Genomic DNA, 16,318 nt, shown 5'->3' on the forward strand with positions numbered 1-16,318 from the left:
AGGTCATGCGCATCGGCCTCGCCGAATTCCACGCCATCAAGTACGGAACCAAACTCAATCTGCAAAATGTGTGAATCCGATAGCGCGCGAAGCGGGGGGAGAGGTGGCCGCGACGCGGCCGGAGAGGGGCTTTTCTTCCTTGCAGGCGAAGGCCCCCTCTCCGTCGCGGCTTCGCCGCGCCACCTCTCCCCCACTTCGTGAGGGCGAGGAACCCTGGTCCTGCAAGGCCTTCTCGCCCCGCGCTTGTATCTCTCAGGTTTTTCGGGGGATGATGTCGGGCTTGCGGCTGGTGGTGCGTCCTTGGGGCACAACCACGTAACTCTTGGGAGGACATCATGACCTTGGAAACCGCTCGATCAACCGTTCAGTCGCCGTGGCAGACCGCGGCAATCCTTATCGCCCGCCTGATCTTTGCCGCCGTCTTCCTGATGGCGGTGATATTCAAATTCGTCGATATCGGCGCCACCGCCGGCTATATCGCGGCGGCCGGGTTTCCATTCCCGCTGTTCCTGGCCTGGTGCGCAGCCCTGCTCGAGGTCGTCCTCGTTCTATGCTTCCTGACGGGCGCCTTCTTCTCCTGGGCAGCACTCGTCGCAGGCGCCTATGTGCTGTTCCTGGGCTTCGCCTTCCACGGGCCGTCGCACTGGGCCGGCAACCAGGCGGAGTTCGGCTTCTTCGTCGATCACTTCACCTTCCTGGCCGGGCTGCTGTTCGCCGCCGTGCATGGGCCGGGCCGCGTCCTGGCGCTGAAGCTTGGCAGGGGGTGACGCCAAAGCTTGCTGCGGCGGTCATTCTCGGTCGCCGCGTCACATTTGGTCGTTGTAAGGTTCCTTGATCTGGCCGACCATGCGCGCCAGTTTCGAGAAGGACGGCATGTCCGTCTCCGGCTGACATTGGTTGGCCAACTCCAGCAGTCGGATCGGGAAGTTGACGGCGTCGCGGCTCGACGCCGACATGCCTTCAGACCTTTCCTCGTTGGTCTCGCTGGCTTCGGCCTTGCGCAATGCGATGTCGATCTCCTCGACGGAGAGCACGCCCTTGCGGACCAGCACCTGATTGATCGATGCGATGGCCATAAGCAGGCCTTCGAGTTGCAGATTGGCGACGTTCATAGCTTTGCTCCCATTGGCTAGGGTTCAAACGCGCCAGCGCGCGTTGCGATCCAGTGTGGGACGGCGGCCAGGTCTACGACCGGTCGGGTGGCGATGGCTCCGCGGCGTTCTTGGCCAGGCGAGCGTCGATGTCGCTCAGCTTCTGCGCAATGGCCTCGAGAGCCGCGACTGACCCGCGCTGAACGCGCAGGAGTTTCATGACGAAATAGCCGAACACCCCGAGCATCAGAACCATCGGGAGCCAGCTGATAATAATGCCGAGCGGAGAGCTCGAACCGTCTTCCATGTCGAGACCTTGATTTGTTTGGCTGCAGCAGAAACGGGATGGTTACCGGCCTTGCATGATCTTGATCACCTTGCTGTGGTCGGCCGTCGACGAGGAGAGATCCTGGTAATCCGCATAGGTTATGCGTCCTTTTGCAAACGCATTCCAAAGACGATTGCAAAATGTCGTCGGGAAGCTTGCCAGGCTGGCGTTCATGATCGTGCTTTCGGATTTCCTTTCCACCAGCGGTCTGGCAGCCTGGCGTGCAATGCAACCCGTTATCACGCTGCGCTTGATTGCCGGGCTGCCGCCGATGATGGCTTGAGCATTCTTGTATTCGTTTTCGCTGATCGTTGTGCATCCGGTGAGCATGGCAGCGCCAATGACAGCCGCCAGATAACGCCTTGCAATATTCATGATTTCCCGCCCTCAACCAAGGCGTGCAGCAAAGCATCGAATTGACCACGCAACAAGCCGGTTCCGGCCAAAATTTCTATTGCAGTCCTGCCGGTCGAAAGGGCGTGAAATTCAGAAGTGGTCGCGCGGCGCCAGCAAAGGAGCCGATGAGGAGGGTGTTCGCATTTTTTTTGCCGCCGCGCCACATTTTGTTCTTGCTTTGTGCCGGCAGCTATGCTACTAAATTGGGTATGGTGCTAATTGGCTCCAACGATCCGCCCGCCGAGGCGGGTTTTTTGTTTTAGGCCGGTTTGGAGACGATCACGGCGAGCGAGGCGAGCTTTCCGTCACTCAGGCTTCGGATGTAGTTGCGGCGGCGCTGCAGGAATTCCGTGCCCATGACGACTTCATTTGCCTGCTGCTGGGCCGGCGAGGGCACGATGCCGGAATTGGCTCTCTTCAGCGCCAGCTCAACATGTTCGCCGGTTTCGTCGACGATTTCGTCGATGCGAAATCCGGCATCGACAAACAGGGTTTTCAAGGTTTCCCGATCGGCGAGGTGGCTGGTCTCCGCAGAAACCGCCCAGGGCACGGGATAGTAAGGCTCGCCGCCGGCGAGCGCGGCTTCGGTCCAGATCAGCCTGCCTCGCGGTTTCAGCACGCGCCAGGCCTCGTCGATGACCGCGGCCTTATTCTCGATGTTCATGCCGACATAGAAGCAGATCGCCGCATCGAAGGTGCTGTCGCCAAAAGGCAGTTTCGTTGCGTCGGCCTGATGGAAGCGAACTTTGTCTGCCAGTCCGCTGAATGCAGTCAGTCGGCTCGACGCGGCGACAAAGGCTGGTGTCAGGTCGATGCCGTCGACCTCGCAGCCATAGGTCGAGGCCAGAAACCTTGCCGGCCCGCCAATGCCGCTGCCGATATCCAGGATTCGATCTGTCGGCAAAGGAGCAAGACGGGCCGCATGCTCCTGCGTGGCGGTCAGTTCGCGGCCATGGAACTGATCGAACGGATAGAGTTGCGCCGCCGCGAGTTTGCCGGCCGGGTCGGCGTCCGGGATCGCGGCCAATATGCGATCGACGATGCCGTCGCTGCCCTCGCTGCCGTAGTGACTGGTGACATTGCCCATGACGCGTTCCCCTCAAGCGCAACCACCATCCCATCAACGCAAGCCTCACGCAATGCCCCGCCTTTTTCGCACTCTTTCCAGCCGTTCACCGAGGGGGTGTGAGGTCGTCAGTGCATTTTTTCCAGCCGGTGCCACATTTTGTTCTTGCTTTGTGCCGGCAGCTATGCTACTAATCTGGGTATGGTGCTAATTGGCTCCAAGGACCCGCCCGCCGAGGCGGGTTTTTTGTTTTAGGCTCCTTTTCGATCGAATGATGTGCGTGCTGCCGGCTGTAAGTCGGCGGGACAGCGCCCCCCTCTGTCCTGCCGGACATCTCCCCCACGAGTGGGGAGATCGGCAGCTTGGGCGACAGCACTTTTTTGCATCCTACAAAATTGGCGAAAGCGGTGATGACGGCCAATCTCCCTCCTTGTGGGGGAGATGTCCGGCAGGACAGAGGGGGGCGCGACGGAACGCGACCCCGACGATCCTCAGATTAACGCGCCCCCGTGCGCCCACTTCAGAGAAGCCCCCATGTCCAACCGTTACGCCACCATCATCACCGACGATGACGGCCGAGAGGTCGTCAGCGCCATTGGCGAGTTCGCCGGCGCCGCACCCTATGCCCGCCATGGCCGCTTCGAGCAGGTCGCAGCCGGCGTGCGGATCGGCATGATGCGTGGCGGTACCGTCGATGCGGTCGGCGGCTTCGGCTTCCCGTCGGGAGCACTCGACGGCAAGGCGATGGCAATTCTCAGGGCAAGGCTGAATGCCTTGCCTGACGCCGGTGCGATGAAGCCCGGCACGACGACTGATGCGAGACCGGCAAGCCAGCTGCGGAAGCCGAAGTCGGCACGCGCCGGCAAGAAGGCGAAGCCGCGCAAGCGCATCGTGCGGCCGGCCAACAAGAAGCCGGCGATCTCCGCCGGGAAGGCGGAGTAGGGCATGGCCAGGGCCCCTTCCGCCGGCGATCCGCAGCCGCACGATCAAGCACCCGGCAAGCCCGGCCGAACCAAGCGCGCGAAGAAGACGCTGGCCGATGGTTTCCTAGAGGCGATCCGCGCCGATTTTCGCGCCCATGGCGCCGGCGTCATCGCTGAGGTGCGCGCCGAAAAACCCGACCAGTACCTGAAGCTGGTGCTGTCGGTGCTGCCCAAGGATCTTAGTGTCAACATCAACAATCTGGATGCATTGAGCGATGACGAAATCAGGCAGCGCATCCGCGGCCTCGAAGCCGTCCTCCGGCCGTTTCTCGAAAGACAAGGCCCCGCAAAAGGCCTCGCACAGCCGGGCGGCAAGGAAGGAATATCTCAGCCTGCTGGCGGAGCTGGACCGGAGGCGCCGCACTAACCAGCTTGCCGCCTATCGGCCTTATCAGACATCGTCTTCGAAATGATCGTGCGCCGGTTCGGGCCGGTGAAGGAGGAGTAAGCCGCCCAAGCGCGACGAAATAGTGACGTTCAGTTGGAGCCCGCCGCGCCGAAAGGTGCGGCGGGCTTTTTGCATTTTTCCTCGCATTCTGTACGATCTTTCTTTCGCGACAGGGCGGCTCGATCCGGCGCTGCCAGAGCAGCATGCGCGTCAGGCTTAGCGGGAGGTGGTTTCATGCTTGCCAGAGTGCTGACACAAGCGGCAGTCCTGACAGCCGGGGCGCTTCTGTTTGCCGCGACGGCCGACGCTCGGCCGGACAGCCGCGCGATGATGTGCGAACAGGCACAGCTTCTGATCGCTCGGTGGTGCTGACCACCGGCCAGAACACCTACGACCGTTACGTCCGCCAATTCGGCAATGAATGCGACTGGCCGCAGGTGCCGCGCGCCGCGTATATCAAGACGCGTGACGGTCGATGTCTGGTCTATCGCTGCCAGGAGCCGGTCTTCGACCTCCCGAATTGAAAGCAGGCGGCGGCTCATTCCTCGTCGAAAGAACCACCCTCGCTTGCAAGGTCGCGCGAAATGACGCGTTCGTCGGCATCGTCCGGCAAGGCCTCGTCGCTTTCCTGATAAGCGTTATCGTCATCTTCCTCCGGCAGTTCGCCGTCTTTCTCGACGTCATAGCGAATATCGCCGTTTTGCGGCACGCCGTCAGGGAGGATTCTCCCGCTCCGGATGGCATCCAGTCCTGTTGCTGGATCGTCGGGCTCTCGGTCTCGTCGTCGGTTCGATCTTTCCTGCGCGGTTCCATCGCCGGTTCTCCATAATGTCAGCGGCCCTGAATTGGCTCAGTGGTTGAACTCATAAGTCTGGCGTCCGGTTCCGGGCCACTGCGGTTCCAGGCGCATTGCCGCACGACGGAACCAATCGCGCCTGCCTGCCTTCACATTCAGAAGATCTTGGCACATTCAGAAGATCTTGGCGCGAAAGGAGCTTGACATGAGACCGCTCATTTTCTTGCCGTATATGCTAGGTGCGCTGGTGCTGGCGGTGCCGGCGGCCGCGCAGCCGGGCGAACAGGCGCAATCCGACCGCTGCAAAGTCGAGCCGCCCGACAAGAACAGCCAGCAGCAGAAGCCGGCCGGCAACAATTTGTCCGATACGCTCGAGCCATGCGGTGGGGTCCTGAAGCCGCCGCCAACGGGCGATCAGGGCATGGCGGCGCCACCGCCGGATGAGGGCAGGACCCCGGTGATCAAGCCCGGCGAGGTGCCGCCACAGCCGCCAAAGCAGTAGCAGCGACGAGCGGCAACTTCGCGCCGCTTGCGCCGGCAGGTTTGTTGCACTCGCTTAGGAACATTAGCTTGTCCTAAATGTTATTTTAGACGCAGTAGATATCACCCCCTCCGGTATTGCTGCTGATCGGGAAACCGATCGGCCCGCGTCTTGCGACGCGGGCCACCGCCGTTCATTCGCAGTGCATTCGCCGCATCGCGCGGGCACTTCACCGTTATTCGATTAGCCGCCACTTACGGAACAACAAGGTGGCGTGGGCGTTTGCCTAGAGGGTTCGCCGCTTCGACCGGAATGCCGTGTCGCAATTGTAAGGGCGAGGCCCGTAACAACAGGAGTAGACGATGAAAATCCACCTTGTTCCTGCTGCGGCGGGATTGGCGTTGCTTGCCGGCGTCGGCGTGGCCACCGCGGACCAGGTGATTGTCACGCCCGAACAGCAGACGGTCATCCGCGAATACGTCCACAAGCACCCGCTGGCGTCGATCAATCTTCTGGGGGTGGAGCTCAATATCGGTTCCACGTTGCCCGATACGGTCGAGCTGCAGCCGATCGATGTTCCCGACGTACATTACAGATACGTTGTCGTCGGCAATCGCACCGTGCTCGTCGACCCAGGCACCCGCAAGATCGTGCAGGTCATCGAGTGATCGGCGTTCCCAAACCGCGAACCGGGTTTGGAAAGGTCACGGTCTAATAACCAAATCAGAGCTCCATCCCGAGGGATCGGGATGGAGCCGCTGTCGTCTCGAAACAAGGAAAGGAGCCATTCCCATGCTGCCGCATGTCGAGCCGGTCAACGTGGCCGCAGCCGTCGACAAACTGCTTGCTGAACGAGGCGATGGCCTGCTGTCGATGAAGGCAGCGATAGCACTGTTGCGCGAACGCACCGGAACCGAGCGCTCGGACGCGGACCTTGAAGGGCTGATCATCAAGAAGGCGGCGCTCCTCGGGGTCGCCGTCCTGTGTGACAGAGAGGTTCAATGACGGTGTTGCCTGCCGCTCAAGACGCCGGTCGAAATTTCAGCTAAAACAAAGTTGTTTACGCATGAACCGAGCCGACGGAGGTATCAGTGACGGACAGGCAGGAACGGATTCGCCAGCGAGCACACGCGATCTGGGAACAGGCAGGCAGGCCCGACGGGGCGCATCAGCAGCATTGGGATCAGGCTACCGCCGAAATCGACGCAGAAATCGCCACGAAAGAGAAGACTGCCAGCCGGCCGAAGCCGACACCACGTCAGCCTAAGACGACGCCCGCCACCAAGGACGGAAGCAAACCCAAGGCGCGACCACGTAAAGCGTGAACTCGAGCGGATTTGATTCCAACGCTGGATCTCGCAGTTGGTTGAGCCCATCAACTTGGCGCACGTCGTTCCGTGATCGGCAGCGGAACCAGTCCTGACCGGTCCTGCTGCCGCAAGCCCACTTGCGATGGTAAGCCCGATTGGTGCGGGTAACTACTTACCGCAATTGTTGTCGTTGACAGTCGGTGAAATCGTCCCGGCAGGTTTGTTGGACGCATCGGGTTGAGCTCCTTGCGGGGTTGCAGGGCAGTTTTCATCCGCATTGGAGTTCATGGCACCTGTCGTACCCATCGTGCTGCTGGTCGTGCCAGGGTCAATACCGTTCGGCTTGGGCTGGACGACGATGCTCTTCTCGCTGCCAGGCGCGTTGTTGTCCGATCCGGCGTTCTGGGCCATCGCCGCGGTCGCCAGACCGGCTGCAAGTATGGAAGCTGTCAGGATTTTCATAAGCATGTTGATCTCCATCATTCGGCTATCATCATGTGGCGACTACAGAGAAAACAACCCGGGTGATGCAAAGGTTCCGGCAAAAATGACGCAGCAGGTGAAGCAAACCGGCGCAGCGCGGACTTCTCGGCCCATTGTTCTATTGCCGTGGGTCGGTTTGATGTTGTGGTTTGCAGATTAGGAATTCGCCTTCTTTGGCCGCCAACCGTCGCGACGTTCGTCTGTTGCGGCGGCCGTCAGCTGACTCTCGCATCGCTTCAATCGGTAGAGGTCATCCAGAAGTAAAACTTTCAGAAAATTTCACTACAAATTTCGCGCGGTTTTTTTTTGAAAATATACCATGGAGCCAGCGAGTTGATCGTCAAAGAAACCGATCATCTTCTTGCAAATTAGTAGGTATGCAACCGGCGACGTCGCGGGCTGTTCAGCGCAACTACAGCAAGGAGAGTGTTATGACCACCATAATCAAAACAATCACCGATGCGGTGGCAGGCAGCGCAGTTATTTTCATGCTCTCGATGCCCGTGAATGCCGCGGACGGAATTGCCGTTGGTGTTGGAACATCCGTCGGCGGCAACGGCGGCATCAAAGCCGGCCTCGGCGCGACGGTTGGCGGTCGCGGCGGCATCAACGCCGGTGCCGGCGCAACGGTTGGTGGCAGCGGCAGCATCAAGGCAGGCCTCGGTGCCTCGGTGGGCGGCAGCGGCGGCGTTAACACCGGTGCCGGCGCAACGATTGGCGGTTCCAGTGGCTTAGCCGCGGGCGCCGGCGCATCGGTCGGGGGCAGAAGCGGCATCAACGCCGGTGCCGGCGCGACGATCGGCGGTTCCAGCGGCATCGCGGCGGGCGCCGGGGTAGGTATCGGCAGCGGCGTTAACGCTGGCGCCGGGGTCACGGTCGGCAGTGGCATCAATGTCGGCGCCGGTGTCGGGATCGGTGGGGGAAGCAATCCGGGCAATCCGCCCAACCCGGGCAGCCCGTCCAATCCCAGCAATCCCAGCTTGCCCCAGGTCGTTGCCGACATGTCGGGCGACAAGTTGGCCAGAATGAAAAAGCGCTGCGTTGACGTGCTCAGCAGCGAAGGCACTTACGACAGCGATCTGCGCCAATTGTGCCTGCTTATCGCCCGCCGCTAAGGCGAATACATCAGATGAAATGTCGGACCGGGCCTAGAGGCTTCGTCCACCAAACCTCCAGCAGCCCAGAGCCCGCCATTGCGGCGGGCTTTTTGCCGGGGCACGTGGCGGCAGCATGGTGGGGCTCACAAGAGCACGCGCCTCAATGCGTTTGACGGCCAAGATCCGGCGAAGCGGACGCTCCGTCTTCCAGGGAATCCCAGCCCACTGCGGGGCTGCTTTGCGTTAGCTGAGGGCACGCAAATTCCGCCAGATCGGTTTCCGCGAAGCCGTCGAACTCGATAGCCGCCCCGTAGAGCTGGGCTGCTTGCATGACGAGCCATTCGATGTCTTCGCGCGCAACATTCTCGGCGAGGTTCTGCAGTCGCGCGGCTTCGGCGACAGCAGTCAGATTGATAGCAATCCCGGACCGCAATGTAGCCCGAACTCGGGAACTGACGTCTTCGTGCAGGCGAACCGAAAATCCGTAGCGCATGGAAAAACCTTCCCTTCAGGAGCGGTTTGTCCCTCGTGTTCTACCATGCGCCCAGGTTCCGTGATTGGCAAGCGAAATTCCTTAAAAACTATTTTATGTCAAATAGTTAGCGTATTTTGTTGATTACCCATTTGATGCTTGATCCGCTTCATCGGACTTCTGCATGACTCGCTCATCTGAAGGCCTTGACGCATTCTGCTCACGTACCTAATTCTACAGAAAATTAGGAACATACTAACTCAGCTGCATTTAGGCTGGTATGATTGGAGGCCGAGATGTCCGAACTGGAACGCCCGGAACGATTGCAGATCATGCTGACCGTCGATGAACTGGCGGCATTGGAGAACTGGCGCTTCGACAAGCACATGCCGAGCCGGTCGGCCGCTGTACGTGAGCTTTTGAGGCGAGGTCTCACAGCCGATGGTTTCCTGACGGCGGCGCATGGGACCAAGTCGCGCGACTTCGGCATTCTGCCGCATTCTGCAGATGGTGACGGGGCAGTCGAGGGGTCTTCCAGCAGCGAACAGTGACATCTCCAGCGACCCCGTTCGCCCGCCGCACCTCGCATGGCTTCATGGCCACTGGGTATCATCAAGTAGGTTGGTTTATCTGTGTGGCCCCTCCCGCTGTTGGTTGACAGAGCTGGCTTTGCAGATACATTGCACAGGATTATACAGGTGCAATGAACAGGTATGCTTATGGTCCGCCGCGTGGTTCCATCGTCTCCCGGCACGGGCAAGCCCGAACAGATCGCCACCGTTCTCGAACAGGAAATCCGCTCCGGTGTCCTCGGCTTCGGCGACCGGCTGCAAAGCGAGAACGAGCTCGTCCAGCGTTTCTCCGTCAGCCGCAACACCGTCCGTAAGGGCCTCGAGGAACTGTCCAGCCGCGGGCTGATCACCACGAAGGTCGGCATCGGCTCTTTCGTCACCTTCGATGGCAAGCCCGTTGATGACTCAATCGGTTGGTCGCGGGCGCTCGCCAACGCCGGCGCCAATGCCGAAACGCGGACACTGCGGCTCGAGGTGATCGAGGACCCCGATCTTGCCGCACTGCTTGGAATAGAAAATCCGTTCTTCATCGCTGTTGACCGGGTGCGCACCAATGCCAGCGACGGCCATGCTATCTCCATCGAGCGCAGCCGCCTGCCATTGTCACCCGAACTGGAGGACGTGCCGTTGCGTGGGCTGCGCGAAGGCTCGCTGCACCAGACGCTGCGCGGCGCCGGCCTCATTCCAGACCATGGCGAGGAATGGGTCGGCATCGAAATGCTCAACGCAGAGGACGCCGCCATCCTCGGCTGCCCGCAAGGCACGCCGTTCCTGCGCGGTCGTCGGTTGACGCGTGCGGCCGATGACCGGCCGATCGAATATGTGACCAGCCTGCTCAACCCGGCGCATTTTGCGCTGCACATGAGGTTCTGAGTGATGCTGGACGACGCCGGGAACATGACCGATCGGGCCATGGGAGCGCTTGTCGGCGGGGCACTGGGAGATGCGCTGGGCATGCCGACGCAGCTTTTGTCGCCGGCCCGGATTGGCGAACTCTACGGCCATGTCGAAGGCTTCATTTCTCCTTTCGCCGACCATCCGGTGTCGAAGGGACTCCCGGCCGGAACGATCACCGACGACACCGAACAGGCGCTTCTGCTTGGCCGCATCCTGGTCGAATCCGGTAACTCGTTCGACCATGCGCGGTGGGTCAACGCGCTGCTCGACTGGGAGCGCGACGTCAAAGCGCGCGGCAGCTACGACCTGCTGGGACCATCGACCAAACGCGCCATCGACGCCATCAAAAGTGGCGTGGCGCCGGAGGAAGCGGGGCGCGGCGGCGACACAAATGGTGCGGCCATGCGCATCGCGCCAGTCGGCATCATGATGCCGCCGGAGCCGCTGGAAGCGCTGGTCGCCAAAGTTGCCGAGACCTGCCGTGCGACGCACAACACCTCGATTGCCATTGCGTCCGCAGCTGCAGTTGCGGCCGCTGTCAGTTACGGCGTCGCCGGCGGCGATTGGCGCGCCGCTTCCGACAGCGCCATCGCCGCGGCAAGGCACGGGAAAACGCTCGGCCATTGGGTGACCGGCGGTGACATCGCCGCGCGCATTGGGTGGGCGCAGGAGCTCGTACGCGGCAAGCCGACGAAGGACGCGATCCGGCTGATCACCGAGCTGGTCGGCACAGGCGTCGCCAGTCAGGAATCCGTCCCTGCTGCATTCGCGGTGCTGGAAGTCGCCAGCGGTGATCCCTGGCAGGCGGCAGTCATCAGCGCCAATCTCGGTGGCGACACCGACACGATCGGCGCCATCGCGGCCGGCATGGCCGGTGCCTGCACCGGCCTTTCCCTATTGCCTCAGAACCGCATTGCTGGCCTCAAAGGTATCGACATGACGGAGGTCAGCGCGCTCGCCGCCGACCTTGTTGTGGCGCGGATGTCCAAGGGCCGTGTGGACAAGACCAGTAGCGGCAAGGATGCGGCGGCATGAAGGGGCGTCTCGTCCATGTCGGCAGCGCGGTGGTCGACTATGTCTACCGTATCGACGCCTTGCCGGCACCGGGCACGGAGAAGACCGCGTCTAGCTATGCGCAAGTTGCCGGTGGCGGCTTCAACATGATGGTCGCGGCTAGCCGCACCGGCATGAAGGTGGTGTTCGGCGGCCAGCTCGGCAGCGGACCCAATGGCGACTTCCTGCGCACGGCCTTAGCCGCTGAGGGGATCGAGATACTGACGCCGCCATCGCCGGTTCTGGACAGTGGCAATTGCGTCGCCATGATCTCGAGCGATGCCGAGCGTACCTTCGTCTCGTGGCCTGGTGCAGAGAGTTTGCTCAGCCCTGACATGATGGCGCTCATCTCGGTCGCACCGGGCGACTGGGTGTTCACCTCCGGCTATACGCTTAGCTATCCGGGAAGCCGAGAGGCGCTTGTCGACTGGATCGAGGTGCTGCCGGCGGAAATTCCTTTAGTCTTCGATCCGACGCCGATCATCTCAGACATTCCGCGCACCATTCTCGACCGGGTGCTGGCGCGCACGAGCTGGCTGAGCTGCAACGCCGCCGAAGCGGCTGAGATCGCCGGCACCGGCGATGTCGAGGCTATTGCTGCCCGGCTGCTGGCCAGCCACTGCCCCAACGCGGCAGGCGTGGTCGTCCGCGCTGGCGCAAAAGGCTGCTTCGTGCGGCTGGCCGACGGCACCGCCCAAGATGTGCCCGGGTTCAAGGTCGCGGCGGTAGACACCAACGGCGCCGGCGACACTCATATCGGCGCCTTCGTCAGCGCGCTGTCGCATGGCGTGTCGCCGTTCGAAGCGGCGCGTTACGCCAATGCGGCGGCGGCGCTCTCGGTCACCCGCCACGGCGGGTCGTCGGCGCCGAACGACCAGGAGATCCAGCGATTCCTCAGCCATGACGATCGACCGACGACCGTGCATGGCCGGAAGCAAGAGGCCCATTTCTGACAGCCTAATGGGATAACAAGCCCGCCAACCGGGTAATAATGAGAGGAACGAACATGCGCATGCCCAAACTGACTGCTTTTCTGACGGCAACCGCTGTCTTCGCTTCGGCCCTTACGCTGGCCGCCAGGGCCGACGAGGTGCACGTACTCAACTGGAAGGGCTATGGCGCCGACGAGCCCTGGGCCATAGCCGCCTTCGAAAAGGCAACCGGCAACAAGGTCGTCAACGACTTCTTCAATTCCGAACAGGAAATGCTGACCAAGCTCAGGACCAATCCCGGCCTTTACGATGTCGTCATGATCAATGCCGCCTTCAACGATCAGGCGATGGCGGAAAAGCTCATTCAGCCGATCGACACGTCCAAGCTGCCGAACTATGCCGACATCAGCAAGGACAAGGCCGGATCATCGATGCTCGTCCATGACGGCAAGGTCTATGGGGTGCCGTGGGTTTGGGGGCTGACGGCGCTCGCCATCAACGACAAGTCATTCGACAAGCCGCCGACCAGCATCGCCGAAATGTGGGATCCCGCCCACAAGGGCCGCGTTACCATCCGTGACGATGCCGTCGAGGCCGTGCAGTTCGGCGCCATCGCTACCGGCCAGAACATCAACGACGTCAAGGACATGGAGGCGGTCAAGGCGAAGCTGACCTCGCTGATGCCGCAGATCAAGACGTTCTGGAGCTCGGAGAACGACTGGAACCAGATGGTTGCCTCCAACCAGATCGACATCGGCACCTATTGGAGCGGCTCGGCCGACCGCGCCAAGACGCATTTCAAGCTGCCGGTCTCGCTGGTCATTCCCCAGGAGGGTGCCGTCGCCTGGCTTGACGCCTTTTCCATTCCGGCCGGTTCCAAGAACGTCGCCGGGGCGCAAGCCTTCATCAACTACATGATCGACCCGAAGTTCTATGTCGAATGGGTCACCAAGGTCGGCGCGCCGGTGTCGGCCAACACCAAGGCGGTCGAAGCGCTGCCAGAGGGTTCCTTCAACCGCAAGGTGATGGGCGACCCGGCAGTCGCCAAGCGCATCCAGTTCCAAGCGCCGATTACTGATGCGCAGCGCGAGACCTATCTGGCACTCTGGCAGCAGCTCAAGGTCGACGTGAAGTAACAGCAGAAGCCGCGATCAGCCGACCATCAATGTCGGCTGATCCTTCCTATCCTGGGAGAAGATGTCATGGCAGTACAGATCGCAGCCGCGTCGCGCAGCGGGCTGAGATCGGCCTTGCCGCTTCTGGCGCCTGCCTATCTCTGGCTGACGGTTGCAATTTTCCTGCCGCTCTCAGCCATGGTCTTCTTCTCCTTCATGACCGACCTGCCGCTGTCGGGAAAACCGTGGGCATTCACGCTCGAAAACTATGCCGCCTTCTTTTCACAAAGCCTTTACCTGACATTGCTGGTGGCCTCGCTGCGCCTCGGCCTCGAGGTGACGCTGTGGTGCATCGTCATCGGTTATCCCGCCGCTTACGTGCTGGCCAAGGTGCTGAAAGGCCGCAGCCGCGAGGCGATTTTCCTGCTCGTCATCCTGCCGTTCTGGTCGAACGGGCTGGTGCGCATCTTCTCGTGGGCGATGGTGCTGCGTGAAGGGGGCATTCTCGACACAGCGCTCAACGCCGTGCTGCCGTTCGAGATCAACATTGATCTCATGTATTCCTATCCGGCCGTCATCATCGGGCTGGTGCACTCCTACGTGCCTTACATGGTGCTGACCTGCTATCTGACCCTGCAGGCCATCGATGACTCGCTGATCGAGGCCGGGCGCTCGCTCGGCGCCTCGCGGCTGCAGGTGCTGAAGCGGGTCATGATTCCGCTGTCGATGCCGGGGCTAGTGGCGGGCGCAGTACTCATCTTCGTGCCGGTCGTTGGCTCGTTCATGGAACCGCGCATCCTCGGCGGCCGCACCGGCACCTTCTACGGCACTGTCATCGAGGACCAGTTCGTTGCCGTGTTCAACTGGCCGCTGGGTGCCGCACTGTCCTTTATCCTGCTGGCTGTGGTGCTGGTCATCCTGGCGGTTACTTCGCCGGTGCTGCGGAGGGCCGCTTAGTGGCGACGACCCGAATCCTGGAATGGCTCGGCCGGGTCTACATTCTGATGCTGCTCGCCTTCCTGTACCTGCCCATCATCATCATGGCGCTGATGTCATTCAACGTCTCGCCCTTTTACCAGCTGCCGTTCGAGTGGACGACGGAATGGTATGCCTCGCTCTGGCAGAACAATCAGCTGATCGCGGCCACGCGAAACAGCGTCGAGATCGCCGTCATCACTACCATCATCTGCACCGCGCTCGGCACCGCGGCGTCGCTAGGGCTCTATCGCTACGACTTCCGCGGTAAGAAATTCCTGCAGGCGCTACTGTTTCCGCCGATCGCCATACCGTGGCTGATCACTGGCACGGCGATGCTGATTTTCTTTTTCGGCGTTGGCATCGGCCGCGGGCTGCATGCCATCCTGCTCGGCCACGTGGCGTTGGCGCTGCCCTATGTCATCGTCGTCGTCTCGGCCCGGCTGCAGACATTTGCGCCGGAGCTGGAAGAGGCGGCGCGCTCGCTCGGCGCCAATCAATGGCAGGTGACGAACCGCGTCACGCTGCCCTGGATCATGCCGGGCGTCATTGCCGGCGGGCTGTTCGCCTTCGCCGTGTCCTTCGACCAGTTCGTCGTCTCCTACTTTCTGTCGACGCCCGGCCAAACGACGCTGCCGGTCGAAATCTACGCGGCGATCCGCAAGGGTTTCACGCCCGAGATCAATGCTGTCTCGACGATCATCATTGTTGTGTCGATGGCGCTGATGCTGCTGACGGCGCGCTTCTTCAAATTCGGCGGAGAGAAATAATGGCGGGCGTGCAGGTATCGAATGTGTCGCGCAGTTTTGGCGCGCACAAGGCGCTGGACGATGTCTCGATCGATTTCGCCGACGGCGGCTTCTACGCCCTGCTCGGTCCCTCCGGCAGCGGCAAGACCACGCTGCTGCGCCAGATCGCAGGCTTCGACTTTCCCGACTCTGGTCGCATCTCCATAGGCGGCGAAAGTGTTGAGCGGGTGCCGGTGGAGAAGCGGCGCATCGGCATGGTGTTCCAGAACTACGCGCTCTTTCCCAATATGAGCGTCTCCGACAATGTCGCCTTCGGACTGTCGGTGCGCGGCGAGCCCAAGGCGGTGATTGCCAGCGAGGTGCAGCGCGCACTCGACCTCGTGCAACTCGGCACGCTCGGTGGTCGCCGGCCGCACCAGCTCTCCGGCGGCCAGCGCCAACGGGTGGCGCTCGCTCGCGCGATCGTCACCACGCCGCGCGTGCTTCTCCTCGACGAGCCGCTCGGCGCGCTCGACAAGGCGCTGCGCGTGGACATGCAAATCGAATTGAAGCGTATTCAGCGCGAGATCGGCATCACCACGATCTTCGTCACCCACGACCAGGAAGAAGCGCTGACGATGAGCGACCGCATCGGCATTCTGCGCGATGGCAAGCTGGTGCAGGAAGGCCCTCCCGAGGAGATCTACGATCGGCCGAAGAGTGAGTTTGCCGCCACCTTCCTAGGCGACGCCAACATCCTTCGCGGCAACGCCACTGGTACGGGCATCCGGCTGCCTGACGGAACGGGGATTGCCGCAGGCGCGGGGGTTACGCTTGTCGCCGGCATGAAGGCGAGTTGCGCCGTGCGGCCTGAACGAATCCGCATCGCCACCAATGCCGGCGTTCCGGACGAAGCCCGTGCCAACATGCTCACGGGGCGGGTTTCCAAGCGCATCTTCGCCGGCAACAACAGCACGTATTTTGTCGATCGCGATGGCCAGACAATCAAGGTCATCGTGCAGAACACCGGCATCGAAAAGCTGGCGGAAGGACAAGAGGTGGTGCTGCGCTGGTCGTCGGAGAGTACGGTGCTGATCGACGCGAGCTAGCAGATCCAATCCTTCAGTCTTGCCAGGCGGTCCGCAATCGGGGAGC

Annotated in this window: 24 protein-coding genes; 17 read left to right on the forward strand and 7 right to left on the reverse strand. The window is 61.6% G+C overall.

Annotation, left to right across the window (positions count from 1 at the left end; all coding sequences use genetic code 11):
- Positions 1-335: 335 nt before the first annotated feature.
- Positions 336-767 (forward strand): DoxX family protein, encoded by a 432-nt coding sequence (locus NKG60_RS00005; protein WP_352868794.1) that lies wholly within the window; start codon positions 336-338, stop codon positions 765-767.
- 39 nt (positions 768-806) lie between these two features.
- Here the strand turns inward: NKG60_RS00005 and NKG60_RS00010 are convergent, their stop codons facing one another.
- From NKG60_RS00010 to NKG60_RS00025, 4 genes are all read right to left on the reverse strand, one after another.
- Positions 807-1,112 (reverse strand): hypothetical protein, encoded by a 306-nt coding sequence (locus NKG60_RS00010; protein ID WP_023675713.1) that lies wholly within the window; start codon positions 1,110-1,112, stop codon positions 807-809.
- A gap of 73 nt (positions 1,113-1,185) precedes the next feature.
- Positions 1,186-1,398, reverse strand: a complete 213-nt coding sequence (locus NKG60_RS00015) for a hypothetical protein (protein ID WP_352671690.1) — start codon at positions 1,396-1,398, stop codon at positions 1,186-1,188.
- Positions 1,399-1,440: 42 nt separating this feature from the next.
- Positions 1,441-1,794 (reverse strand): hypothetical protein, encoded by a 354-nt coding sequence (locus tag NKG60_RS00020; RefSeq protein WP_352868798.1) that lies wholly within the window; start codon positions 1,792-1,794, stop codon positions 1,441-1,443.
- 280 nt (positions 1,795-2,074) lie between these two features.
- Entirely contained in the window at positions 2,075-2,902 is an 828-nt protein-coding gene (locus NKG60_RS00025; RefSeq protein ID WP_352868800.1) for a class I SAM-dependent methyltransferase, read from the reverse strand.
- Positions 2,903-3,415: 513 nt separating this feature from the next.
- Between NKG60_RS00025 and NKG60_RS00030 the strand changes: the two genes are divergently transcribed.
- The 3 genes from NKG60_RS00030 (at position 3,416) to NKG60_RS00040 (ending at position 4,776) form a co-directional block, all read left to right on the forward strand.
- The gene (locus NKG60_RS00030) at positions 3,416-3,823 is read left to right on the forward strand and encodes a hypothetical protein (RefSeq protein ID WP_352868802.1); all 408 of its coding nucleotides are present in this window, start codon (positions 3,416-3,418) and stop codon (positions 3,821-3,823) included.
- A gap of 3 nt (positions 3,824-3,826) precedes the next feature.
- On the forward strand, positions 3,827-4,231 hold the full coding sequence (locus NKG60_RS00035; RefSeq protein ID WP_352671698.1) for a hypothetical protein: 405 nt from the start codon (positions 3,827-3,829) through the stop codon (positions 4,229-4,231).
- A 383-nt stretch (positions 4,232-4,614) separates the two neighbouring features.
- On the forward strand, positions 4,615-4,776 hold the full coding sequence (locus NKG60_RS00040) for a hypothetical protein (protein ID WP_352973734.1): 162 nt from the start codon (positions 4,615-4,617) through the stop codon (positions 4,774-4,776).
- A 14-nt stretch (positions 4,777-4,790) separates the two neighbouring features.
- Here the strand turns inward: NKG60_RS00040 and NKG60_RS00045 are convergent, their stop codons facing one another.
- Complete coding sequence (locus NKG60_RS00045; protein ID WP_352973736.1) at positions 4,791-4,961, reverse strand: hypothetical protein; 171 nt, start codon at positions 4,959-4,961, stop codon at positions 4,791-4,793.
- A gap of 292 nt (positions 4,962-5,253) precedes the next feature.
- Between NKG60_RS00045 and NKG60_RS00050 the strand changes: the two genes are divergently transcribed.
- The 4 genes from NKG60_RS00050 to NKG60_RS00065 all read left to right on the forward strand — a co-directional run bounded on the left by NKG60_RS00050 (position 5,254) and on the right by NKG60_RS00065 (position 6,854).
- Entirely contained in the window at positions 5,254-5,550 is a 297-nt protein-coding gene (locus NKG60_RS00050; protein ID WP_352564277.1) for a hypothetical protein, read from the forward strand.
- Positions 5,551-5,891: 341 nt separating this feature from the next.
- Positions 5,892-6,197, forward strand: a complete 306-nt coding sequence (locus NKG60_RS00055; RefSeq protein WP_352564278.1) for a DUF1236 domain-containing protein — start codon at positions 5,892-5,894, stop codon at positions 6,195-6,197.
- Between the two features lie 124 nt (positions 6,198-6,321).
- Positions 6,322-6,534, forward strand: coding sequence for a hypothetical protein (locus NKG60_RS00060; RefSeq protein ID WP_352452715.1), 213 nt, complete (start codon positions 6,322-6,324; stop codon positions 6,532-6,534).
- An 86-nt stretch (positions 6,535-6,620) separates the two neighbouring features.
- On the forward strand, positions 6,621-6,854 hold the full coding sequence (locus NKG60_RS00065; RefSeq protein WP_352868808.1) for a DUF2934 domain-containing protein: 234 nt from the start codon (positions 6,621-6,623) through the stop codon (positions 6,852-6,854).
- Between the two features lie 153 nt (positions 6,855-7,007).
- On the opposite strand, the gene NKG60_RS00070 is transcribed toward NKG60_RS00065, so the two are convergent.
- Positions 7,008-7,322: a hypothetical protein gene (locus NKG60_RS00070; RefSeq protein WP_352868811.1), complete on the reverse strand. Its 315-nt coding sequence runs from the start codon at positions 7,320-7,322 to the stop codon at positions 7,008-7,010.
- A 431-nt stretch (positions 7,323-7,753) separates the two neighbouring features.
- Here NKG60_RS00070 and NKG60_RS00075 point away from each other — a divergent pair, with 431 nt between their 5' ends.
- Entirely contained in the window at positions 7,754-8,437 is a 684-nt protein-coding gene (locus tag NKG60_RS00075; protein ID WP_352868882.1) for a hypothetical protein, read from the forward strand.
- A gap of 142 nt (positions 8,438-8,579) precedes the next feature.
- Here NKG60_RS00075 and NKG60_RS00080 read toward each other — a convergent pair whose 3' ends face one another.
- Positions 8,580-8,912: a hypothetical protein gene (locus NKG60_RS00080; protein ID WP_352868814.1), complete on the reverse strand. Its 333-nt coding sequence runs from the start codon at positions 8,910-8,912 to the stop codon at positions 8,580-8,582.
- A gap of 275 nt (positions 8,913-9,187) precedes the next feature.
- Between NKG60_RS00080 and NKG60_RS00085 the strand changes: the two genes are divergently transcribed.
- The 8 genes from NKG60_RS00085 (at position 9,188) to NKG60_RS00120 (ending at position 16,272) form a co-directional block, all read left to right on the forward strand.
- Positions 9,188-9,442, forward strand: a complete 255-nt coding sequence (locus NKG60_RS00085) for a hypothetical protein (RefSeq protein ID WP_352868816.1) — start codon at positions 9,188-9,190, stop codon at positions 9,440-9,442.
- A gap of 168 nt (positions 9,443-9,610) precedes the next feature.
- Entirely contained in the window at positions 9,611-10,336 is a 726-nt protein-coding gene (locus tag NKG60_RS00090) for a GntR family transcriptional regulator (protein ID WP_352868885.1), read from the forward strand.
- A 3-nt stretch (positions 10,337-10,339) separates the two neighbouring features.
- Positions 10,340-11,395 (forward strand): ADP-ribosylglycohydrolase family protein, encoded by a 1,056-nt coding sequence (locus tag NKG60_RS00095; protein WP_352868888.1) that lies wholly within the window; start codon positions 10,340-10,342, stop codon positions 11,393-11,395.
- Positions 11,392-12,366 carry a PfkB family carbohydrate kinase gene (locus NKG60_RS00100; RefSeq protein ID WP_352868819.1) on the forward strand — a complete coding sequence of 325 codons (975 nt, stop codon included), beginning with the start codon at positions 11,392-11,394 and terminating at the stop codon, positions 12,364-12,366. Before NKG60_RS00095 ends, NKG60_RS00100 begins: the two co-directional genes overlap by 4 nt.
- Before the next feature lie 53 nt (positions 12,367-12,419).
- Positions 12,420-13,481, forward strand: coding sequence for an ABC transporter substrate-binding protein (locus tag NKG60_RS00105; RefSeq protein WP_352868821.1), 1,062 nt, complete (start codon positions 12,420-12,422; stop codon positions 13,479-13,481).
- A 66-nt stretch (positions 13,482-13,547) separates the two neighbouring features.
- The gene (locus NKG60_RS00110) at positions 13,548-14,417 is read left to right on the forward strand and encodes an ABC transporter permease (RefSeq protein ID WP_352868823.1); all 870 of its coding nucleotides are present in this window, start codon (positions 13,548-13,550) and stop codon (positions 14,415-14,417) included.
- A complete protein-coding gene (locus NKG60_RS00115; protein WP_031194613.1) occupies positions 14,417-15,205 on the forward strand; it encodes an ABC transporter permease in 789 nt (262 codons plus the stop codon). Before NKG60_RS00110 ends, NKG60_RS00115 begins: the two co-directional genes overlap by 1 nt.
- The gene (locus tag NKG60_RS00120) at positions 15,205-16,272 is read left to right on the forward strand and encodes an ABC transporter ATP-binding protein (protein WP_352868826.1); all 1,068 of its coding nucleotides are present in this window, start codon (positions 15,205-15,207) and stop codon (positions 16,270-16,272) included. Before NKG60_RS00115 ends, NKG60_RS00120 begins: the two co-directional genes overlap by 1 nt.
- Positions 16,273-16,318: the final 46 nt, after the last annotated feature.

This window comes from Mesorhizobium sp. M1428, from assembly GCF_040317515.1.
Taxonomy (GTDB): Bacteria; Pseudomonadota; Alphaproteobacteria; order Rhizobiales; family Rhizobiaceae; genus Mesorhizobium.